Here is a 19,767-nt window from a genome sequence, read left to right as displayed (position 1 = left end):
AAGCTTCCGCGCGATACACCCCATCGAATGACGAAAAACGCCGGAAAACCACAGGCTGGCGCTTGCTCGCTGGCAGGCTTGGCGGAGGGCGGGGGCGAAATCAGGAAAAACTGTCGTAGCCGGCGCGGCCTTCGTCGAGCAGTCGCCGAATGACCGCGACGCCGCCGGCGACATCCTTGCTCTGCCTTGGCTGCGAAACGCCGAAACGGACACCGTGGAAGACCTGCTCGGAGCGGCCGGCCTTGAACTCGTCCTCGTCGTCGATAAGCACGCCATGCTCGAGGCAAGCATTCTTGAAAGTGCCGGACAGCCAGGGATCGGGCAAGGTAAGCCAGACGAAAGGCACGCTGTCCCTGGCCTTGACGTCGAAACCGGCAAGCGCCTCGCGCACGATGGCGATGCGCGCGCCGATTTCGGCGATACAGCGCTTGCGGATATCGCTGGCCTGGCCTGACAGCACCAGCCTTGTGCCGACCTCGGCCAACAGGAAGGGGAGGCCGCCGGTCATCATCTTGTGGGCGACGCGGATGCGATGGCGGTAGGTCGGCGGACAGGCGAGCCAGCCGCCGCGAACGCCGGCAGCCACTGATTTCGACAGCCCGCCGGCAACGATGGTTCTTTCAGGCGCATATTCCGCGAGCAGCGGCGTCGGATCGTCGGTCAGGTCGCCGTAAAGATCGTCCTCGATCAGCACGACATTGTACTCACGGGCGACGCGCGCGATCGCTTGCCGGCGATCCGCCGACAGCGTCACCAGCGTCGGATTCTTGGCCGTCGGCATCAAAAACATCATCTTCGGGTGCTTTTGCGCGCAAACGCGCTCGAAATCGTCGGGGTCGATGCCGCCCTCGTCGGATGCCACCAGCGCGGTCCTGCGGCCGATCAGGCCGGCGCTGCGCGAGATCTGCGAATAGGTGAGGTGCTCGAAGGCGACATAGTCGCCGGGCGTGGTCAGCGCGGCGATGGCGGCCATCACCGCCGCATGCGTGCCGAGCGTCGGCACGATGGCATCGGCGGCCGGTTTGAACGAGTTCCGCGACAGCCAGCGGGCGCCGGCCTCGTACCAGCGCGCCGGGAAATCCCGCGTATAGCTCGAAATGTCGTACGGATGCTCCTGCGCTATGCGCGATAGCACTTCGGCGATGATGGCGCCCTGACCGATGTCGGGCGCGGCCGTGCTGTCGAAGCGCAGCTTGCCGCTCGGCGCGTCGATAAAGCGCGTGCCCTGCACATCGGGCGGCGGGAGATCGGACTTCGTTTCAGACTGCTGGGCGAGCACGTAGGTGCCGCGGCCGACCTCGCCGCTGACCAGCCCGCGCTCGCGCAGCAACTGGTAGGCCCGGCCGACGGTGCCGACGGTGGTGCCGATATCGTAGGCGAGGTCGCGCTGCGGCGGCAGTTTTGCCCCGGCGTCGATGACGCCGCGGTCGATATCTGACTCAATGCTGTCAGCAAGACGCTGGTAGAGAGGGCCGGAGCCGGCGGTCAGATCGGGAAGCCAATTTGTCATGGTGACAATTTTGTATATTGCACCGAACAATGAGTCAATCCATATCGAAGATGCACAGAAATAAGTACAACTGCAACACTTGGCAGAATGACGATGGATACAATCGAGACAATTCGCTACGCGGGAACTGAATGGATCGGGCAGACGCAACGCCCGTCGGCACGGCCGACCCACGGCCGCCGTCTCATGCGTATGGTCCGCTCGCTCGCCATGTGGATCGCCAGGCTGCTGGAGCGCCGGCGCAGCCGGCTGGCTTTGCTGGAAATGACCGACGAGCAGCTCAAGGACATCGGCGTTTCGCGCTGCGATGCCCATCGCGAAGGCCTGAGGCCGTTCTGGGATTGAGCTCTGCCGGGCTCGCACCTTCCGCGCAGGTCTAGCGGGCTTTTGATCCCCTGGCGCGCGCCACAGCGTGGTCGGCCAGGACGGCGACGATGCACAGCACCAGAAAAAGACCGGTCGCGGCCAGCGCCGAAACAGCGACGCTGGCCGCGCCGTTCTTGGCAACGTCGAGGAACGGGTAGGGCACTTCGCCGGCGAACGGCGCCCGCGCCAGCGCATAGATCAGGTAGGCGATCGGATAGACCATCCACCAGGAAATATCGCTCAGCGCGTCGTGCCGTCGGCGCCTGCGATCAGCCACCACAGCACGAACAGCACCGGCGTCACATAGTGCAGCAGGACGTCGCAGAGCAGGAACAGCCCCTGCGGCTGCCAAAGCTGCGCGAGAACCGTTGCGTAGACGATGAAGACCAGCGTGATGGCGATCGCCACGCCGGCTCGTATCCGTGGCCCGGCAAAGGCCGGCAGCCAGGCATAGCCGCTGGACGACAGCAGCGAGGTGTGGACGAGCACCGCGCCGATATTGGTCAGGATGGTGAAGAAGCTGAACAGGAAGACGATGGAGCCGAGCAGGCTGCGGCCGGCTTCCATCGATGCCGGGATGGTGATGCAGAACTGCAGGACAAGCCCGGCCAGACCTATGACCAGCCCCGCGATCTGCAGGAAGCGGCCCATTGCCCTATGCGGCCGCCGCACAGGAGGAATTGCCCGTCTGCCAGCGGGCGATGTCCGAGCCGATGCGGGCGCCAAGCGGGTCGGCCATCAGCGGACCGAACACGTCGACCCGGCTCGAATTGCCCTGCGCCTGCACCACCAGCAACGGCTTGCCGCCATAGTGCTTGGCCGGAACCAGCAGGAAGCGCGGCGTGCCGCTGAACGAATTCAACTCGTTGGCCATCTGATAGGATTTGAAGGCCGGATCCTTGCTAGCGATCCAGCATTTGTGGGCGGCGATCGCCACCTGTTCCATGGCAAGCAGCGACGCGCTCTTGCCCGACGGGACCGGCGCGCTCTTCGGGCCAGACTGGCAGGAGGCCAGCGCAAGACCGGCGGCGGCCAAGAGAGCAAGGCGAGCAATCGTCAGTCTCATGGTCAGGCCGCCCTGTCTCGCGTTCAGAAGGGATTCTTCAGGTGAAAAAAATCAGGCGGCGATGCCGAGGGCGCCTTCGAACAACGGCCGGCCGTCGCTGCCGCCATGCGCCGCCTCGATCAGGTTCTCGGGATGCGGCATCAGGCCGAGCACGTTGCCCTTGTCGTTGATGATGCCGGCAATATCGTTGATCGAGCCGTTGGGATTGGTGCCTTCGGCGTAGCGGAACACCACCTGTCCTTCGCCTTCGATGCGGGCCAGCGTCTCGGCATCGGCGAAGTAATTGCCGTCGTGGTGCGCCACCGGCGAGCGGATAATCTGGCCCGGCTGGTAGCGGCGGGTGAACATGGTGTTGGCGTTGTCGATCTTGAGCTTCACCTGCCGGCAGACGAATTTCAGCGACGAATTGCGCATCAAGGCGCCGGGCAGCAGGCCAGCTTCGACCAGGATCTGGAAGCCGTTGCAGACGCCGATGACCATGACGCCCTTGGCCGCCTTTTCGGCAACCGCCCGCATGACCGGCATGCGCGCGGCGATCGCGCCGCAGCGCAGATAGTCGCCGAACGAAAAGCCGCCAGGAATGGCGATCAGGTCGACATCCGGGATTTCGGTGTCGGTCTGCCAGACGGTGGCCGGCGCCTTGCCGGAAATCTTGGTCAGCGCCGCGATCATGTCGCGGTCGCGGTTGAGGCCAGGCAGGAGGACGACGGCTGATTTCACCTCAGGCGATCTCCACAGCGTAATTCTCAATCACCGTGTTCGCCAGAAGCTTGTCGCACATCGCCTTGAGATCGGCTTCGGCCTTGGCCGTGTCGGTCTCCGTAAGCTCGACGTCGAAGACCTTGCCCTGGCGCACCTGGCCGACGCCGTCAAAACCCAGCCCGGACAGCGCATGTTCGATCGCCTTGCCTTGTGGGTCGAGCACGCCGTTCTTGAGGGTGACGGTGATACGGGCTTTCATCGATGCTCCTGAGAAATCAATACGGTCTGCGCCGGGCCTCGCCGTCACCGGCAAGCCCGGTTTGGCAGTTAGTGCTTCATGCCCTTGGGCGGCTCGGTGGACGCGACCAGCACCGGCCCGGTCGGGCGCGGCGGCTCGTTCTCGTTCATGATGCCGAGGCGGCGGGCGACTTCCTGATAGGCTTCGACCAGCCCGCCCATGTCGCGGCGGAAACGGTCCTTGTCGAGCTTGTCCTGGGTTGCGACGTCCCACAGCCGGCAGGAATCGGGCGAGATCTCGTCGGCGACGACGATGCGCATCATGTCGCCCTCGAACAGGCGGCCGCACTCGATCTTGAAGTCGACGAGCTGGATGCCGACGCCCATGAACAGGCCGGAAAGGAAATCGTTGACGCGGATGGCCAGCGCCATGACGTCGTCGATCTCCTGCGGGCTTGCCCAGCCGAAGGCGGTGATGTGCTCTTCCGACACCATCGGGTCGTCGAGCGCGTCGGCCTTGTAATAGAATTCGATGATCGAGCGCGGCAGCACGGTGCCTTCCTCGATGCCGAGACGCTTGGCCAGCGAGCCGGCGGCGACGTTGCGCACCACCACTTCGAGCGGGATGATCTCGACTTCCTTGATCAGCTGCTCACGCATGTTGAGCCGGCGGATGAAGTGGGTGGGAATGCCCATCCGGTTGAGATGGTTGAAGATGTGCTCGGAAATGCGGTTGTTGAGCACGCCCTTGCCGTCCACGACCTCGTGTTTCTTCTTGTTGAAGGCGGTGGCGTCGTCCTTGAAAAACTGGATCAGCGTCCCCGGCTCAGGGCCCTCATAGAGGATCTTGGCCTTGCCTTCATAAATGCGGCGGCGATTTTTCATCTGATTTTTTCTCTGGATTTCCGGGCAGGCGGCAAGCGACCAGTTCCTCTCCGTCTGCCTAAATTAGTGTACAGACGGCGGTGTTCAATGCCGGTGTCTATCCCAATCGCACTGTTTGCTCAATCGGCAAATCCTTTCAATCAACCGGTTTCGGGACCGAAATGCCGCAGCGCAGCAAATGATGTAGCATATTGACCGGCCCGCGGCCTTTTGGTTTGTGCTTCGGCAACACACATATTCACCGCCAACGAATCGGATTTGACCCGGAGGGACGCCATGAGCAGCATGAAAGACCGCGAAGAGGGCTTCGAGCGCAAATTCGCCTTCGATGAGGAACTCCGCTTCAAGGCTTCGGCCCGCCGCAACAAGGCGCTTGGCCTGTGGGCGGCCGAGAAGCTCGGCAAGGCGGGCGCCGATGCCGAAACCTATGCCAAGGAGGTGGTCGTGGCCGACATCGAGGAAGCCGGCGATCACGACGTTTTCCGGAAGATCCGCGCGGATTTCGATGCGGCCGGCGTTGCCCAGTCCGATCATCAGATCCGCCGCACCATGGATGAGTTGATGGCGCAGGCGATCGAGCAGATCAAGAACACCTAAAGCATGATCCCGAAAAGTGGAGGCCGGTTTTCGGAAAGGATCATGCTCCGATAGAGCCTTTATCTGGACCAATCGACCGCCCGGCCCAGCCGGGCGGTTTTTCTTTGCCTTTGCCGCCGTTTCCGGCTGAAACTGCGATTGCTAACAAGGAAAGAGCTGATGTCCCTGAAATCACGCCTTGCGGCGGATGAAACGCTGTTCACCGCATGGTCCGGAGTGCCGGATGCGCTCACGGTGGAGATCGTCGCCAAACAGGGCTTCGATGCCGTCACGCTCGACATGCAGCATGGCGGCCATCACGAGGACAGCGTGCTGCGCGGCCTGGTGCCGGTGCTCGCCGCCTACAAGCCGGCGCTGGTGCGCATCCCGGTCGGCCGTTTCGACATGGCGAGCCGGGCGCTCGATTTCGGCGCTGAGGCGGTGATCGCGCCGATGGTGAATTCGGTGGCCGATGCCAGGCTTTTCGCTGCCGCCATGAAATACCCGCCAATGGGTGAGCGCTCCTGGGGCCCGACCTACGCCTTCCCGCGCCACGGCAAGGGCGACCATGCCGAATGGCTGCGCGACTCCAACCAGCGCACCATGGCGTTTGCGATGGTCGAAACGCGCGCCGCCTTCGAGGCGCTCGACGGCATCCTCGACACGCCAGGCATCGACGGCATCTTCGTCGGCCCGTCGGATTTCTCGATCGCCTGGTCGAACGGCGCCACCGTCAATTCGACGCTGGAAAGCATGATGGAGACGGTCGCCTCGATCGCCGAACGCACACGCAAGGCCGGCAAGCATGCCGCGATCTACGTCATCGAGCCGGCCGTCGCCGGCCGCGTGGTGGCGATGGGCTACCGGCTGCTGGCCATGGGCTCGGATCATGCGCTGATCGCGCTCGGCGCCAAGACCTTGCTGAAGAGCATGCGGGATTCGATCGGCAACTGACGGCGCGGGCGCGCCAAGCGCTGTCTGACGCGCCTCAGGGCTCTTTGAGATCGGTCAGGAATTTGGCGAAGGTCATCGAGCCCTCCGGCCACGGGCCGAAGCCGGAATCCGCATTGAGATGGCCGGCATCGCCGGCGTCGATGAACAATGAGCCCCAAGCCCCGGCAATGTCCTCTGCGACGTCGAAGGCGCAGAAGGGATCGTTGCGGCTGGCGATTACCACCGAGGGGAAGGTCAGGGGCTCGCGCGGGTAGGGGCCGAAGGTCATCAGGTGCCTCGGCCTGATATCAGGGTTTGCAACGTCGGGCGGCGCCACGAAAAAGGCACCGGCGACCGGCCGCTGGAACTGCGGCATCGCCTGGACTGCTGTCGCGACGCCCAGCGAATGCGCGACGATTACGACCGGCCGTTCGGCCTCGTTGACCGCCTTGGCAACATTCGCCGTCCAGTCCTCGCGCACCGGCTTCGACCATTCCGCCTGCTCGACCCGGCGCGCCGTCGACAGTTTCGACTGCCAGCGGCTCTGCCAATGCTCTGGGCCGGAATTGGTGTAACCCGGCACGATGAGAATATCTGCGTCCTTGACCTTCATGGCGCGCATGTAGCGAGCGCCGATGCCGGGTGCAACCATCTCGAATGACGTTGGCGATCACAATAGTGAACACCTTGTTCGCTTCTTGCCATCTTGTGTGAACGATCGCGATCGACGATCTGACATGGGACAACAAGCAGCCGTGAAGGACCGGGATTTTGGCACTGACACGACGTACAATCATCGGTGGCGCCGGGCTTCTGGCTTTCGGAGCTTCGACGAGCGCCGCCCGAACGGAGTCAATGATGAGCGAACTGCCTTTTGCCGCCACCACCCCGGTGAGCGTTTCCCGCGTCGGGTTGAAGGCGCGCGACGCCGAAAGCCTGGCTGCCTACTATCGTCAGGTCGTCGGCCTGCAGGAATTGAGCCGCGCCGACGGCGCGATCACGCTGGGCGCCGCCAATCGCCCGTTGCTCGTCATCGAGCCGGATGCGGCGGCGAAGCCCGACGATCCGCGTAGCGCCGGCCTGTTCCACACGGCCTTCCTGCTGCCCAGCCGGGCAGACCTTGGCCGCTGGATCAACCATGCCATCGCCAACAAGATCGGCATCGAGGGCGCATCGGACCATCTGGTCAGCGAGGCGCTGTACCTGACCGACCCCGAGGGCAACGGCATCGAGATCTATGCCGACCGCCAGCCGCAGGACTGGAAGTGGAACGGCGACAAGATCGCCATGGCGACCGAGCGGCTGAACATTCCGTCCGTTGTCGCCGACGTTCCGGTCGACGACGCGGGATGGCAGGGCGCACCGGAAAACAGCATTGTCGGCCATGTGCATCTGCGCGTCGGCCGGCCGGAAGAGGCCGAGGCCTGGTGGAACCAGGAATTCGGCTTCGACACTGTGGCGAAGTATGGCGGCCAGGCGGTATTCCTGTCGTCAGGCGGCTATCACCACCACATCGGCGCCAATGCCTGGCAGAGTTCCGGCGCCGGCCGCCGCGATCCCGCCCTCTCGGGCCTGGCCTGGGTCGAGATGCGATCGGACAATATTGCTAGTGAAACGACCCGCGAGGATCCGTGGGGCACAGTGATCCGGACCGTTCCCGGCAAAGCCTGACCATCGCCTGATCGACGACCGAACCAAAAAAGCCCGCCGACAACGTCAGGCGGGCTTTTTTGCGAATGTCTGCTCGAACGCTCAGGCCTCTCCAAACACCCGCTTGAAGATCGTGTCGACATGCTTGGTGTGGTAGCCGAGGTCGAACTTTTCGCGGATCTCGGCTTCGGGCAAGGCAGCCGTGACCTCCTTGTCGGCCAAAAGCTCCTCAAGGAAATCAGCGCCTTGTTCCCACACCTTCATGGCGTTGCGCTGCACCAGCCGGTAGGCGTCCTCGCGGCTGACGCCGGCCTGGGTCAGCGCCAGGAGCACGCGCTGCGAATGCACCAGGCCGCGGAACTTGTTCATGTTCTTCAGCATGTTGTCGGGATAGACCAACAGCTTGTCGACGACGCTGGTCAGCCGCGACAGCGCGAAATCGAGCGTCACCGTGGCGTCCGGCCCGATCATGCGCTCGACCGAGGAATGCGAAATGTCGCGCTCGTGCCAGAGCGCCACATTCTCCATCGCCGGCAGCGCGAAGGCGCGCACCATGCGGGCCAGGCCGGTGAGGTTTTCGGTCAGCACCGGGTTGCGCTTGTGCGGCATCGCCGACGAGCCTTTTTGTCCCGGCGAGAAATACTCCTCCGCCTCCAGCACCTCGGTGCGCTGGAGATGGCGGATTTCGATCGCCAGCCGCTCGATCGACGAGGCGATGACACCGAGCGTGGCAAAGAACATGGCGTGGCGATCGCGCGGGATCACCTGCGTCGACACCGGCTCCGGCTTCAGCCCAAGCTTTTTCGCCACATGCTCTTCGACATAGGGATCGATGTTGGCGAAAGTGCCGACCGCGCCCGAGATGGCGCAGGTAGCGATGTCTTCGCGCGCATGCACCAGCCGCTCGCGGCAGCGCGCGAATTCGGCATAGGCTTGCGCCAGCTTGACGCCGAAGGTCGTCGGCTCGGCATGGATGCCGTGGCTGCGGCCGATGGTGACCGTGTCCTTGTGTTCGAAGGCGCGGCGCTTGAGTGCGGCGAGCAGCCCGTCGATGTCGGCGAGCAGGATGTCGCTGGCGCGGGTCAATTGCACGGCAAAACAGGTGTCGAGCACGTCCGACGAAGTCATGCCCTGGTGGATGAAGCGGGCATCCGGTCCGACGAATTCGCCGAGATGGGTCAGGAAAGCGATGACGTCATGCTTGGTGACGCGTTCGATCTCGTCGATCGCCTCGACGTCGAATTTCGCGGCACCGCCCTTTTCCCAGATGGTTTTCGCGGCTTCCTTCGGAATGACGCCAAGTTCGGCGAGCGCGTCGCAGGCATAGGCCTCGATCTCGAACCAGATGCGGAAGCGGGTTTCGGGCGACCAGATGGCGACCATTTCCGGCCGGGAATAGCGAGGGATCATCGGTCAGTCCTGACATACGAGGGATTCGCCCGCGTCCTAACAGAGGCTGGCCGAATGCTCAACGCCGCTGCCGCGCAAACCAGACACTGGCGACAGCCAGTGCCGCGAAACCGAGCGGAAAATAGAGCCGGATGCCGAGAACGACGAACTGGTACAGCGCGGTCAATCCCGTGAACACCAGCTCGAATGCCCAGGTGATGGTGAATGCCGGCGCATGCCATTCGGCATAGTAGGAACGGTACTGCAGGGCAAACAGCGCGCCGGTGAAGGCGAGCGTCGCGGCGAGCAGACAGACGAAGGCAGCGGCAAGCGCAACCTCCCAGTGCCGGCCTCGCGAAACAAGCCGCGCCAGAAACAGGCCGACCGGGAATGCCAGAACGCCACCAGCGGCATAGAGCAGCGACACAAAGCGGATCTTGGCCGGCGTTTCCCAATCGTCCAGCAGGAGATTGATCAACGCGCTGGCGCCCATCGTCACGCCCCACAACACGGCGCCGAGAAGTGCAGTGCGCAGCGATGGCAAGGCGCTCCGCAGACGGCCTCGGGTGCGAATGCGCATGGTGGGTTGAGGAAGCGGTGTCACAGGCGGCCGGTCACCGCGATCCAGCGAAAATCCGGCCCTTCGAAGCCGTATTGCCGGACAGCGATCAGCACGGCATAGGCGCTGAGACTGTCGAGCGAGAATGTCTGCACCGCACCGATCTGGTAGCCGTTCGGGCAGCCTCGGCTTTGGGGAATCGATTTGTCCTCATGCAACAGATGCGTTTGGTCGCCATCCTTCGCCTTCGGCCGAGAGTTCGGTCACCGGGTTGAAGCCGGCGGTGATGCCGCGATTGGCGGTGAGCTCCGCTTGGCTGACGATCGCTTCGCCTTTCTGGCGGGCCTGCAGGCGCGCCGCCTCGAGCGTGGCGTTCTCGTCGTCGAGCCGAACCTTGATCGGAGTGCCCTTCAGGAATGTGTCGTCATTGATGTCGATGTAGTAGCGATTGGCATAGGGGAATCCCGATCCGTCCTGGACGCCATACTCCTCGAAGGCGAAGACGCCGCCATCCTTGGTGAAGCCGAGGATTTCAAGCTCGGCGACATCGCCGGCACTGGCGGGGATGGTGACTGCGAGCTGCGCGACCAGCCAGGCGCCGATCAGAACAGGAATTCGCATTGGCTTTCGCTCCAGCTGAAAGGATTGGACACCCCTATCACGTCATGGTGAACAGGACGTGCCGGGGCGATGGCGATGCATCCAATCGGGCGGTCGATTGTTATTGTCGGCAGCCTAATGGAGAAGCATCATGACCGACGCCAGCAAAATTCGCGAGCATATGGAAGTGGTCGGCGCCGATGGCGTCTATGTCGGCACCGTCGACAAGGTCGAGGGAAAGCGGATCAAGCTGACAAAAGCCGATAGCGGCGAGGGCACCCACAAGGGACATCATCACTATATTCCCTTGAGCCTTGTCGCCGAAGTCGACGGCAAGAAAGTATGGCTGTCGGCCAATTCGGATGTCGCGGTGACCTTCGAGGAAGAAAAGTCCGACCCAGTCTGAATGCGCCGGCGCGCATTTGTTTTACGCAATTCCGGACGGAAAACCGCTGCGCACTTTCCTGGAATTGTCTTAGCGCGACGACCAGACCGGAAACAGATCGCCGTCGGCTGGCGTGGCGGCATGCACACCGCGGCTGATGGCACGCGCCATGGTGGCGCCGGCCGCCGCATAGAGGTCGATGGCGTCGTTGGCTGAAAGCTGAATGCCGCTCCTGCCGGTCGCCAGAGCGAACACCAGATCGCCATCGGCCGGCGTGTGCGTCGGCCAGATGGCGCGCACGAAGCCGTCATGCGCCGATATCGCCAGACGCTTGGCGGCGGCCTTGGTGAGGACGGCGTCCGTGGCGATCACGGCGATGGTGGTGTTGCCGCCGGTCTCCACCTGCCTCTCGCTATCCTTTCCGATGAACTTCCGGTCGCGGAACTTCAACAGGATCCGTCTTGCGTCTTCCGGCATCGGCGAGGGATAGCCAAGCCCGCCGAACTCGTCGCCGATCTCGAAAGGTGCCGCCCAGAAGTGCCGGCTTGGCCCGACGGTCACCGAGCCGGTCGGGTTGACGGCGGCGAGCGCGCCGATGGTGACGCCGCTTTCCAGCAGCAGTGAAGCCGAACCGAGTCCGCCCTTCAGCCCTGACGTCTGCGCGCCGGTGCCGGCGCCAGCCGTGCCGAGGGCAAAGTCGGCCGCGGCGGCCTGGGCGGCTTCGTAGCCGAGCTCGCGGTAGGGCGGATAGCGGCCCCAGTCCTTGTCCCCGCCATTGCGCAGGTCGAACAGGATCGCCGCCGGCACGATCGGCACGCGAAAGCCGCCGACCTCGACGCCGATGTTCCTCTCGCGCAAGGCCGCCTGCACGCCGGATGCGGCATCGAGCCCAAAGGCCGAGCCGCCCGAGAGCACAACGGCATGGATCGCCTCGATGGAATTCTGCGGCTCGAGCAGGTCGGTCTCGCGCGTGCCGGGTGCGCCGCCCAGCACCTGCACGCCGGCCACCGCCGGTTCGTCGCAAAGCAGGGCGGTCACGCCCGACTTCAGCCTGGCGTCGGCGGCATTGCCGACGCGCAGGCCGGCGACATCGGTGATCAGGTTGCGCGGGCCGGTGCGGAACATCACTGCGTCTCGAAAGGCACGAAACGCGTCCCGTCGAAACGGAAGGCGCGGTAGGGGTTCTGGCTGAGATCGCCCTTTTCGTCGAAACGGACCGGCCCGATCGCAGTGGTGAAGTCATGCGCGGTGAGCAGCTCCGCCAGCGGTTTGCCGGAGGTTTCGGCCGCCGCCACGGCCGCCCTGGCGATCTCGACCGCCGCATAGGCGGGCAGCGCGTAACCTTCTGGAATGATACTCTTTGCAGTGAATGCCTCGAGCACCTTGGGGTCGGCGACATCGGCCCATTCGGGCGGGGCGATCATCAGCGTACCCGCCGCATAGGGTCCGTCGCCCGGCGGCGTGCGCATATTCTCGCCGCCGGCAAAGGTCATGCCGGCATCGAGCTGGCCGGCATCGCGGCCCATGATGGCTATGTCGTCGCCGTCGCCGCCGGCGAAGACATGCGTCGCGCCTGACTTCTTCAGCCGGCCGATCAGCCCGATCTGGTTGTCGAGCTGCGGCCGGAACGTGTCGACGAACACCGGTTTCAGCCTCGCCTGCTCGGCTGCTGCCCTTAGCGTCTCGGCGATCTCGCGGCCGTAGATGGTGCCGTCGTCGACGATGGCGAAAAGCTCCTTCTGCCAGAGCTTGGTAAGGATGGTGGCGACGGCATTGCGCTCGTCGTCGCCGCGCGGGCCGAGCCGATAGACCGGCCAGCCGGTCTTGGCGCGCCGGTCGGTCAGGCTTTCGGTGCGCACGCCGACGGTGATGATCGGTATGCCGGCGTCCTTGAGGATCGGCAGCGCCGCCTCGATCGCTTCGGTGCAGAGAAAGCCGACGACCACGCTGACTTTCGCGGCGGCGAAGTCGCGTGCGGCGGCAGCGCCGCCGTCGGCCGTGCAGGCATCGTCGACCGTCTTGATTTCGGCACCATCAGCCTCGGCCGCAAGGCTGGCCCCGGCCTCGATCTGCTTGCCGAGGATCTCAGACGGGCCAGACAGAGGTGCGGCGACGCCGACAAGCAGTGTCTGGGCGCTGACACCTGCAGGGAGCAGCCAGAGCAGTGCCGCTATCGTCGCTGTCCAGGGTCGCATTCTGACGAAGAATTCCTCCGTGCCGGATGCATGCTCCCGGCGCCTCTTCCCGCCAAGACCTAAAGGCTGCTCGTCCCGGGTGCAACACGCGAATTTCGGGATGTGGGTCAAGCACTTCGCTTGTGGCATGCCGTATGCCGCCATATATAACGATCGGGTTTCGACTTGTGGAAAATCATCAGTGCTGAAGAAGAACGACATCGGGCCGCAGGCCTATCGCGACGCGATGGCGCATTTTGCCGGCCACGTCCATGTGGTGACCACCGACGGCCCCGCCGGCAGGCGTGGTGCGACGGTCATCGCGGCCTGTTCGGTGTCGGACACGCCGCCAACGGTCCTTGTCTGCCTCAACCGCGAGAATCCCAAGAACGAGCCTTTCGTGAAAAACGGCAGATTCGCATTGAATACGCTGGCTTCGCACCAGGAACCGCTGTCGATCGGGTTTTCCGGCATGACCGGACTGCCGGTCGAGGAGCGTTTCGCGCTCGGCGAGTGGGATGTCATCTCGACCGGCGCGCCGACCTTGAAGGGTGCACTCGCCGTGTTCGACTGCGAGCTGTTCGACACCAAGGATCTGGCCACCCACCGTGTGCTTTTTGGCAAGGTGACAGGCCTGCGCATCGGCGATAATTTGCGGCCGCTGATCTATCACGACCGCGCCTATCACGCGCTCTAGAGGCTCTGAATGGGCCGCAGCCACGGAGACAGGATGACCGAGCTGAAACCGCGCCCGGCGCCGCGGACGATCGACGAGACGCTCGATCTCCTGACCGGCGCGGACTATGTGGCGGATCGGTCGCTAGCAACCGTGCTGTTTTTATCGCTGCGCATGCAGCGGCCGCTGTTCCTCGAAGGCGAGGCCGGCGTCGGCAAGACTGAGATCGCCAAGGTGCTGGCGCAGGCGCTCGGCCGCCGGCTGATCCGCCTGCAATGCTATGAAGGGCTCGACGTCTCTTCCGCCGTCTATGAGTGGAACTATGCCGCGCAGATGATCGAGATCCGCATGGAGGAGGCGGCCGGCAAGGTCGTACGCTCCGACATGGAGCGCAATGTATTCTCCGAAAAATACCTGATCCGCCGCCCGGTGCTCGATGCGCTGACGGGCAAGGCGGGTGCGGCGCCGGTGTTCCTGATCGATGAGCTCGACCGCACCGACGAGGCCTTCGAGGCGTTCCTGCTCGAGATCCTTTCCGATTTCCAGGTGACGGTGCCGGAACTCGGCACGATCAGGGCGGAAGAGCCGCCGATCGTCATCATCACCACCAATCGCACCCGCGAGATCCACGACGCGCTGAAGCGGCGCTGCCTCTACCACTGGGTCGACTATCCCAATGCCGAGCGCGAGCTCGAGATCGTGCACAGGAAGGTGCCGCAGGCCAACAGCCGGCTTTCGGCCGAAGTGGTGTCGTTCATCCAGAAGCTGCGCCAGGTCGAACTGTTCAAGGCGCCGGGCGTTGCCGAGACCATCGACTGGGCCGGCGCGCTGACCGAGCTCGACAAGGTAGCGCTCGATCCCGAAACCGTGTCCGACACGATCGGCGTGCTGTTGAAATACCAGGACGACATTGCCCGCATCGGCGCGGGCGAGGGCCGGCGTATCCTCGACGAGGTCAAGGCCGAGCTCGCGGCGGCGGAGTAGAGCAATGAAGGCGCCGCGTCCCGACCCCGGAGAGGCGACAGTGGACGGGCGGATCGCCGACAACATCGTCTATTTCGCCCGCACCTTGCGCAAGGCCGGCATGCGGGTCGGACCGGCCTCGGTCAAGGACGCGATCGAGGCGATGCTCGCCGCCGGCATCGGGTCGCGCGACGATTTCTACTGGACACTGCATGCCGTGCTGGTTTCCAGGCACGAGGATCATCCGACCTTCGACGAAGCCTTCCGGCTGTTCTGGAAATCGCGCGAGCTGATCGAAAAGATGCTGGCGATGTTTTCACCCGTTGCCCCGGACGTCAAAAAGAAGCAGAAGCCACGCGCCGCCGAAAACCGCGTCAGCCAGGCGATGTTCGAGGGTCATCAGAAGAACCAGCCGGTGCAGGAAATCCCGGAGATCGAGGTCGACGCCCGTTTCACCTTCTCCGGCAACGAGGTGCTGCGCGGCAAGGACTTTGCCCAGATGGACGCCGTCGAGATGGCCGATGCCAAGAAGGCGATCGCTCAGTTGCGGCTGCCCTTCGACATGGTCAGAACACGGCGCTTCAAGGCCGATGCGCATGGCCGCCGTGTCGATCCGCGCGCCACGATGCGCTCGGCCGCGCGCACCGGTGGCGAGCTGATCCTGCCGAAATTCCGCTCCGCCCGCGAGGTCCATCCGCCGCTGGTGGTGCTGGCCGATATTTCCGGATCGATGAGCCAGTACACGCGCATTTTTTTGCACTTTCTGCATGCGCTGACGGAAAAGCGCCGGCGCGTACACGCCTTCGTGTTCGGCACCAGGCTGACCAATCTGACGCGGCAGATGCGCCATCGCGATCCCGACCAGGCACTTGCCGATTGTTCGGCGGCGGTGAAGGACTGGTCGGGCGGCACCCGCATCGGCGACACGCTGGCCGAGTTCAACCGCCTGTGGTCACGCCGTGTATTGGGACAGGGCGCGGTGGTGCTTCTGATCACCGACGGGCTTGAGCGCGACGATGTAGCCGGCCTGTCGGAGGAGATGGAGCGCCTGCACAAATCCTGCCGGCGGCTGATCTGGCTGAACCCGCTGCTGCGCTTCGACGGCTTCGAGGCGCGCGCCCGCGGCGTCAAGGCGATGCTGCCGCATGTCGACGAATTCCGCTCGGCGCACAACCTCGATGCGCTGGCCGATCTCTGCGCCTCGCTGGACAAGAAGTCGGCCGGCTCGGTCGATCCGCGCCGCTGGCTGGACGCTGGCGCCAGGCGCGCCGCATAGCCATATGTTGCCTATCTAGAAACAGACTTTCAGAGAAAAACAGACTTCAAGAGAAACGATCATGGAAAACAGCATCTATCTCGATGAGGCCCGCGATCCCCTGATCATCGCGGAGGGCTGGATGAAGGACGGCAAGGATGTCGCCATCGCTACCGTGGTAGAAACCTGGGGTTCGGCGCCGCGTCCTGTCGGCAGCCATCTGGTCATCGACGCGGACGGCAATTTCCATGGCTCGGTCTCGGGCGGCTGCGTCGAGGGCGCGGTGGTGACCGAGGCGATCGACGTCATCGGCTCTGGCAAGGCGAAGATGCTCGAGTTCGGCGTCGCCGACGAAACCGCCTGGCAGGTCGGCCTGTCCTGCGGCGGCCGCATCAAGGTCTATGTGGAACGCCTGGGCTGAGCCTTATGGATCCGTACGCGCTCAAGACATTGAATGCCGAACGCCGCGCCCGCCGTGCGGCGATCCTGGTCACCGACCTTGGTGACGGGCGCGATCGCATCGTGCGCGAAGGCGACCAAGTCGCAGGTGATTTGGGAGCGGCGATCGCCAGGGCGTTTCGCACCGGCAATTCCGGTTCGGTCGAGGCCGAGGGGCGAACCTTCTTTCTCAACGCCCATCTGCCGCAGCCGCGCCTGGTGGTGATCGGCGCCGTGCATATCAGCCAGGCCTTGGCGCCGATGGCGAAGATCGCCGGCTATCCGGTCGAGATCATCGATCCGCGCACCGCCTTCGCCACGTCGGACCGCTTTCCAGATGTCGCGCTGCATGCCGAATGGCCGGAGGATGTGCTCGCGCGCCAGCCGTTGGACAGTTACACGGCGCTCGCCGCCGTCACCCATGACCCCAAGATCGACGATTTCGCTCTGAAGGCAGCACTCGACGCCAATTGCTTCTATGTTGGCGCGCTTGGCAGCCGCAAGACGCACGCCAAGCGTGTCGAGCGCCTGCTGGCATTGGGCGTGACCGCCGACCAGATCGCCCGCATTCACGCGCCGATCGGCCTCGACATCGGTGCTGCGAGCCCGGCCGAGATCGCCGTCGCCGTGCTGGCGCAAGCGATTCACGCCTTTCGCTCGCGCGGCCTGGAGAGCAAAGGCGCGGTGGCGTGAAATTCGGTCCGGTTCCGATCGATCAGGCGGAAGGTGCGGTGCTGGCGCACGCCACCACGGCCGGCGAGCGGCGTTTTCGCAAGGCGCACAGGCTGAGCGTCGACGATGTGTCGGCGCTGAAGGCCGCCGGGATAAACGAGGTCGTCGCAGCGGTGTTGGCCGCCGATGATCTCGGCGAGGATGCGGCGGCTGAAATGATCGCCGCCAGCATGAGCCATCGCAACATCGAAGCGAAGCCCGCCGCGACCGGCCGGGTCAACCTCCATGCCGAGACGGCCGGTGTCTTCACCGTCGACGCGGCGATGATCGATGCCATCAACGCCGTCGACCCGACCATCACCATCGCCACGCTGGCGCAGCACGCGCCGGTCGAGAAGGGCCAGATGGTGGCGACGGTGAAGATCATCCCCTTCGCCGTTGCCGCCGCCCTGGTCGACAAGGTGGCAGGCATCTGCACCAGCGGCGAGATCTTCGCCGTCAACGCCTACCGGCCGGTGCGCGTCGGCGTCATCCAGACCGTGCTGCCCGGCGTCAAGCCGAGCGTGCTCGACAAGACGCTCCGCGTCACCGAGGCGCGGCTGGCACGCTCGGGCGGTCGTCTGACGGCGGAACGCCGCACGCCGCACGAAATCGCGCCGGTCGCGGAGGCCATGGCCTCGCTGGCGCGCGACAACGATATGGTGGTGATCTTCGGCGCTTCGGCGATGAGCGACTTCGCCGATGTCGTTCCGGCAGCGATCGAACACGCCGGAGGTACTGTCGTCCGCGCGGGCATGCCCGTCGATCCCGGCAATCTGCTGGTGCTCGGCACGCTTGACGGCAAGCGCGTCATCGGCGCGCCCGGCTGCGCCCGCAGCCCCAAGGAGAACGGCTTCGACTGGGTTCTCGACCGGTTGATCGCCGGCCTCGACGTGACGGCCGGCGACATCGCCGGCATGGGTGTCGGCGGGCTGCTGATGGAAATCCCGACCAGGCCGCAGCCGCGCGAGCCGCTGCCGGCAAGAGCCGAGTTGAGGGTCGATATCGTGCTTCTGGCCGCCGGCCGCTCCAGCCGCATGGGCGGGCCGAACAAGCTCCTGGCGTTGTTCGATGGCAAGCCGCTGGTGCGCCGCGCCGCCGAGCGTGCGCTCGGCTCGCTGGCCGCGAACACCATCGTCGTTACTGGCCACCAGCACGAGCGGGTACGCGCCGCCTTGTCCGGCCTCGATGTCACGCTGGCCGACAATCCGGATTTCGCCGATGGCCTGTCGTCTTCGTTGAAGGCCGGCATCGCATGGGTTGCGGGCGACGCTGCCGGCGCCATGATCGTTCTCGGCGACATGCCGGGCGTCTCATCGGCCGATCTCGACAGGCTGATCGACGCATTCCGCAAATCCGGTGGCCGCTCGGTGGTGCGCGCCACCCACGATGGCAGGCGCGGCAATCCGGTGCTGCTGCCGCGGTCACTGTTTCCGGCCATAGCGCATCTCGAAGGCGACACTGGCGCTCGCCATCTGGTCGAGGCTGAAGGGCTTGATGTCGTCGATGTCGAGATCGGCGAAGGGGCGGCTGTCGACGTCGACACCCGCGAGGCGCTGGAAGGCGCCGGCGGCGTGCTGCAGGATTGACAAACCGAAGCCGAAAAACGCATGCCTTGGGCATGGCTATTCGTACCGTCGCACCCCCCTCTGGCCTGCCGGCCATCTCCCCCTCAAGGGGGGAGATTGGCAGCTTCAATGGCGGCGCCCATCATGCAGCCTTGGAGATTGGCGAAAGCCGGAGTGGGATTCAATCTCCCCCCTTGAGGGGGAGATGGCCGGCAGGTCAGAGGGGGGCGGTCGCGCTCCATGCCCTTCTGGTCTCGATATTTTTCCTGTTTTCCGCCGCCCATGCCGACGCGCTCGAACTAAAACCCTTCAAGGACGATCTCTTCGCCTATCCGGCGACGCTCTCCTCCGCCGACAACGGCGCCTATACGGTCATCGACTACCGCGAAATGCGTGACATCAATGCCCGTGACGAGGTGCCGGAGCGGCGGGTGCATGCGGAGTACACCGACACCGGCGTACGCAAGGTGCAGCAGGACCTGATGCTGAAGACCGACGCCGGCGATGTCAGGCACATCGCCGTCGGCAAGACCGAGGGCGCGGGCATCATCGTGCTCTACCTGCACGGGCAGGGCGGCAGCCGTAAGCAAGGCGCCGACGACTTCACCTTCGGCGGCAATTTCAATCGCCTCAAGAACCTGATGGCCGGCAATGGCGGCCTTTATCTCAGCCCGGATTTCACCGATTTCGGCGACACCGGCGCGGCACAGGTGGCGGCGCTCATCGACCACTATGCAGAGAAATCGCCGGTAGCGAAAATCTTCGTCGCCTGCGGCTCGATGGGCGGCTCGCTGTGCTGGAAACTTGCCGCCCGCAACGACACCGGCCGGCGCATCGACGGGCTGCTGCTGCTCGGCTCGCTATGGGATGAGAGTTTCTTGTCGAGCCCCGCCTTCAGGCGTCACGTTCCGGTCTTCTTCGGTCAGGGCAGCAAGGATCCGGTATTTCCCGTGGAGAAGCAGGAAGCCTTCTTCCGCTCCATTATCGCCAGGTCGAAGGCCTATCCCTATCCGACCCGCTTCGTCCGCTTCGAGACCGGCACCCACGGTACGCCGATCCGTATGACCGACTGGCGCGGCACGCTCAACTGGATGCTCACCAAGGCGCGTTGATCTGCGCCATCG

The 19,767-nt window shown here is 64.5% G+C and carries 22 protein-coding genes and 2 pseudogenes; 12 read left to right on the top strand and 12 right to left on the bottom strand.

The genetic code is table 11. The features are described 5' to 3' along the window. Window positions 1–100 precede the first annotated feature (100 nt). Window positions 101–1,510 carry a PLP-dependent aminotransferase family protein gene (locus tag ACFX5Q_RS08985; protein ID WP_404277099.1) on the bottom strand — a complete coding sequence of 470 codons (1,410 nt, stop codon included), beginning with the start codon at window positions 1,508–1,510 and terminating at the stop codon, window positions 101–103. Window positions 1,511–1,603: 93 nt separating this feature from the next. Here ACFX5Q_RS08985 and ACFX5Q_RS08980 point away from each other — a divergent pair, with 93 nt between their 5' ends. Then, window positions 1,604–1,855, top strand: a complete 252-nt coding sequence (locus ACFX5Q_RS08980; protein ID WP_404277097.1) for a DUF1127 domain-containing protein — start codon at window positions 1,604–1,606, stop codon at window positions 1,853–1,855. A 31-nt stretch (window positions 1,856–1,886) separates the two neighbouring features. Here the strand turns inward: ACFX5Q_RS08980 and ACFX5Q_RS08975 are convergent. The 5 genes and pseudogenes from ACFX5Q_RS08975 to purC all read right to left on the bottom strand — a co-directional run bounded on the left by ACFX5Q_RS08975 (window position 1,887) and on the right by purC (window position 4,766). Beyond that, a pseudogene (locus ACFX5Q_RS08975) lies at window positions 1,887–2,527 on the bottom strand (Pr6Pr family membrane protein). 4 nt (window positions 2,528–2,531) lie between these two features. After that, entirely contained in the window at window positions 2,532–2,942 is a 411-nt protein-coding gene (locus ACFX5Q_RS08970; protein WP_404277095.1) for a hypothetical protein, read from the bottom strand. Between the two features lie 51 nt (window positions 2,943–2,993). After that, entirely contained in the window at window positions 2,994–3,662 is a 669-nt protein-coding gene (gene purQ / locus ACFX5Q_RS08965; protein ID WP_404277093.1) for a phosphoribosylformylglycinamidine synthase subunit PurQ, read from the bottom strand. A 1-nt stretch (window position 3,663) separates the two neighbouring features. Further along, entirely contained in the window at window positions 3,664–3,903 is a 240-nt protein-coding gene (gene purS, locus ACFX5Q_RS08960; RefSeq protein WP_404277091.1) for a phosphoribosylformylglycinamidine synthase subunit PurS, read from the bottom strand. 68 nt (window positions 3,904–3,971) lie between these two features. Beyond that, entirely contained in the window at window positions 3,972–4,766 is a 795-nt protein-coding gene (purC, locus tag ACFX5Q_RS08955; protein WP_404277089.1) for a phosphoribosylaminoimidazolesuccinocarboxamide synthase, read from the bottom strand. A 276-nt stretch (window positions 4,767–5,042) separates the two neighbouring features. Here purC and ACFX5Q_RS08950 point away from each other — a divergent pair, with 276 nt between their 5' ends. Together ACFX5Q_RS08950 and ACFX5Q_RS08945 are read left to right on the top strand one after the other, a co-directional pair. Next, window positions 5,043–5,363 carry a DUF1476 domain-containing protein gene (locus ACFX5Q_RS08950; RefSeq protein WP_404277088.1) on the top strand — a complete coding sequence of 107 codons (321 nt, stop codon included), beginning with the start codon at window positions 5,043–5,045 and terminating at the stop codon, window positions 5,361–5,363. A 159-nt stretch (window positions 5,364–5,522) separates the two neighbouring features. Then, complete coding sequence (locus ACFX5Q_RS08945) at window positions 5,523–6,296, top strand: HpcH/HpaI aldolase/citrate lyase family protein (protein ID WP_404277086.1); 774 nt, start codon at window positions 5,523–5,525, stop codon at window positions 6,294–6,296. Window positions 6,297–6,330: 34 nt separating this feature from the next. On the opposite strand, the gene ACFX5Q_RS08940 is transcribed toward ACFX5Q_RS08945, so the two are convergent. Further along, window positions 6,331–6,888, bottom strand: coding sequence for an RBBP9/YdeN family alpha/beta hydrolase (locus ACFX5Q_RS08940; RefSeq protein ID WP_404277142.1), 558 nt, complete (start codon window positions 6,886–6,888; stop codon window positions 6,331–6,333). Window positions 6,889–7,133: 245 nt separating this feature from the next. On the opposite strand from ACFX5Q_RS08940, the gene ACFX5Q_RS08935 reads away from it, so the two are divergent. Beyond that, window positions 7,134–7,946 carry a VOC family protein gene (locus tag ACFX5Q_RS08935; RefSeq protein ID WP_404277084.1) on the top strand — a complete coding sequence of 271 codons (813 nt, stop codon included), beginning with the start codon at window positions 7,134–7,136 and terminating at the stop codon, window positions 7,944–7,946. 81 nt (window positions 7,947–8,027) lie between these two features. Here the strand turns inward: ACFX5Q_RS08935 and purB are convergent, their stop codons facing one another. From purB to ACFX5Q_RS08920, 3 genes and pseudogenes are all read right to left on the bottom strand, one after another. Continuing rightward, entirely contained in the window at window positions 8,028–9,335 is a 1,308-nt protein-coding gene (gene purB, locus ACFX5Q_RS08930; protein ID WP_404277083.1) for an adenylosuccinate lyase, read from the bottom strand. A 58-nt stretch (window positions 9,336–9,393) separates the two neighbouring features. Continuing rightward, a complete protein-coding gene (locus ACFX5Q_RS08925; RefSeq protein ID WP_404277082.1) occupies window positions 9,394–9,858 on the bottom strand; it encodes a hypothetical protein in 465 nt (154 codons plus the stop codon). A gap of 56 nt (window positions 9,859–9,914) precedes the next feature. Continuing rightward, window positions 9,915–10,494, bottom strand: a pseudogene (locus tag ACFX5Q_RS08920) (DUF2259 domain-containing protein). Window positions 10,495–10,624: 130 nt separating this feature from the next. Between ACFX5Q_RS08920 and ACFX5Q_RS08915 the strand changes: the two are divergent. Then, a complete protein-coding gene (locus ACFX5Q_RS08915; protein WP_404277081.1) occupies window positions 10,625–10,879 on the top strand; it encodes a DUF2171 domain-containing protein in 255 nt (84 codons plus the stop codon). Between the two features lie 69 nt (window positions 10,880–10,948). Here the strand turns inward: ACFX5Q_RS08915 and ACFX5Q_RS08910 are convergent, their stop codons facing one another. Together ACFX5Q_RS08910 and ACFX5Q_RS08905 are read right to left on the bottom strand one after the other, a co-directional pair. Then, a complete protein-coding gene (locus tag ACFX5Q_RS08910; protein ID WP_404277080.1) occupies window positions 10,949–11,983 on the bottom strand; it encodes a P1 family peptidase in 1,035 nt (344 codons plus the stop codon). After that, on the bottom strand, window positions 11,983–13,053 hold the full coding sequence (locus ACFX5Q_RS08905) for a branched-chain amino acid ABC transporter substrate-binding protein (protein ID WP_404277079.1): 1,071 nt from the start codon (window positions 13,051–13,053) through the stop codon (window positions 11,983–11,985). The genes ACFX5Q_RS08910 and ACFX5Q_RS08905 overlap by 1 nt, the downstream gene beginning before the upstream one ends. Window positions 13,054–13,234: 181 nt before the next feature. On the opposite strand from ACFX5Q_RS08905, the gene ACFX5Q_RS08900 reads away from it, so the two are divergent. From ACFX5Q_RS08900 to ACFX5Q_RS08870, 7 genes are all read left to right on the top strand, one after another. Continuing rightward, window positions 13,235–13,729: a flavin reductase gene (locus ACFX5Q_RS08900; RefSeq protein WP_404277078.1), complete on the top strand. Its 495-nt coding sequence runs from the start codon at window positions 13,235–13,237 to the stop codon at window positions 13,727–13,729. Window positions 13,730–13,762: 33 nt separating this feature from the next. Continuing rightward, window positions 13,763–14,692, top strand: coding sequence for an AAA family ATPase (locus tag ACFX5Q_RS08895; RefSeq protein WP_404277077.1), 930 nt, complete (start codon window positions 13,763–13,765; stop codon window positions 14,690–14,692). Window positions 14,693–14,696: 4 nt separating this feature from the next. After that, the gene (locus ACFX5Q_RS08890; RefSeq protein ID WP_404277076.1) at window positions 14,697–15,947 is read left to right on the top strand and encodes a VWA domain-containing protein; all 1,251 of its coding nucleotides are present in this window, start codon (window positions 14,697–14,699) and stop codon (window positions 15,945–15,947) included. Between the two features lie 61 nt (window positions 15,948–16,008). After that, window positions 16,009–16,347: an XdhC family protein gene (locus tag ACFX5Q_RS08885; protein ID WP_006206050.1), complete on the top strand. Its 339-nt coding sequence runs from the start codon at window positions 16,009–16,011 to the stop codon at window positions 16,345–16,347. 5 nt (window positions 16,348–16,352) lie between these two features. After that, window positions 16,353–17,057, top strand: coding sequence for an XdhC family protein (locus ACFX5Q_RS08880; protein WP_404277075.1), 705 nt, complete (start codon window positions 16,353–16,355; stop codon window positions 17,055–17,057). Beyond that, window positions 17,054–18,664 (top strand): NTP transferase domain-containing protein, encoded by a 1,611-nt coding sequence (locus tag ACFX5Q_RS08875; RefSeq protein WP_404277074.1) that lies wholly within the window; start codon window positions 17,054–17,056, stop codon window positions 18,662–18,664. The genes ACFX5Q_RS08880 and ACFX5Q_RS08875 overlap by 4 nt, the downstream gene beginning before the upstream one ends. A gap of 236 nt (window positions 18,665–18,900) precedes the next feature. Next, a complete protein-coding gene (locus ACFX5Q_RS08870; RefSeq protein ID WP_404277139.1) occupies window positions 18,901–19,755 on the top strand; it encodes an alpha/beta hydrolase in 855 nt (284 codons plus the stop codon). The last annotated feature ends 12 nt before the right edge of the window (window positions 19,756–19,767 follow it).

The sequence above is a fragment of the Mesorhizobium sp. IMUNJ 23033 genome (assembly GCF_044778005.1).
GTDB classification, from domain to species: Bacteria; Pseudomonadota; Alphaproteobacteria; order Rhizobiales; family Rhizobiaceae; genus Mesorhizobium; species Mesorhizobium amorphae_A.
The sequence above is the reverse complement of the archived record's forward strand: the minus strand, read 5'-3'. Positions and strand labels throughout refer to the sequence as shown.

Bases quoted from the DNA above. Each gene is read 5' to 3' on its own strand.
- ACFX5Q_RS08985 (WP_404277099.1), bottom strand. From the start codon at position 1,510: ATGACAAATTGGCTTCCCGATCTGACCGCCGGCTCCGGCCCTCTCTAC.
- ACFX5Q_RS08980 (WP_404277097.1), top strand. From the start codon at position 1,604: ATGGATACAATCGAGACAATTCGCTACGCGGGAACTGAATGGATCGGG.
- ACFX5Q_RS08970 (WP_404277095.1), bottom strand. From the start codon at position 2,942: ATGAGACTGACGATTGCTCGCCTTGCTCTCTTGGCCGCCGCCGGTCTT.
- purS (WP_404277091.1), bottom strand. From the start codon at position 3,903: ATGAAAGCCCGTATCACCGTCACCCTCAAGAACGGCGTGCTCGACCCA.
- purC (WP_404277089.1), bottom strand. From the start codon at position 4,766: ATGAAAAATCGCCGCCGCATTTATGAAGGCAAGGCCAAGATCCTCTAT.
- ACFX5Q_RS08950 (WP_404277088.1), top strand. From the start codon at position 5,043: ATGAGCAGCATGAAAGACCGCGAAGAGGGCTTCGAGCGCAAATTCGCC.
- ACFX5Q_RS08945 (WP_404277086.1), top strand. From the start codon at position 5,523: ATGTCCCTGAAATCACGCCTTGCGGCGGATGAAACGCTGTTCACCGCA.
- ACFX5Q_RS08940 (WP_404277142.1), bottom strand. From the start codon at position 6,888: ATGAAGGTCAAGGACGCAGATATTCTCATCGTGCCGGGTTACACCAAT.
- ACFX5Q_RS08935 (WP_404277084.1), top strand. From the start codon at position 7,134: ATGAGCGAACTGCCTTTTGCCGCCACCACCCCGGTGAGCGTTTCCCGC.
- purB (WP_404277083.1), bottom strand. From the start codon at position 9,335: ATGATCCCTCGCTATTCCCGGCCGGAAATGGTCGCCATCTGGTCGCCC.
- ACFX5Q_RS08915 (WP_404277081.1), top strand. From the start codon at position 10,625: ATGACCGACGCCAGCAAAATTCGCGAGCATATGGAAGTGGTCGGCGCC.
- ACFX5Q_RS08910 (WP_404277080.1), bottom strand. From the start codon at position 11,983: ATGTTCCGCACCGGCCCGCGCAACCTGATCACCGATGTCGCCGGCCTG.
- ACFX5Q_RS08905 (WP_404277079.1), bottom strand. From the start codon at position 13,053: ATGCGACCCTGGACAGCGACGATAGCGGCACTGCTCTGGCTGCTCCCT.
- ACFX5Q_RS08895 (WP_404277077.1), top strand. From the start codon at position 13,763: ATGACCGAGCTGAAACCGCGCCCGGCGCCGCGGACGATCGACGAGACG.
- ACFX5Q_RS08890 (WP_404277076.1), top strand. From the start codon at position 14,697: ATGAAGGCGCCGCGTCCCGACCCCGGAGAGGCGACAGTGGACGGGCGG.
- ACFX5Q_RS08885 (WP_006206050.1), top strand. From the start codon at position 16,009: ATGGAAAACAGCATCTATCTCGATGAGGCCCGCGATCCCCTGATCATC.
- ACFX5Q_RS08880 (WP_404277075.1), top strand. From the start codon at position 16,353: ATGGATCCGTACGCGCTCAAGACATTGAATGCCGAACGCCGCGCCCGC.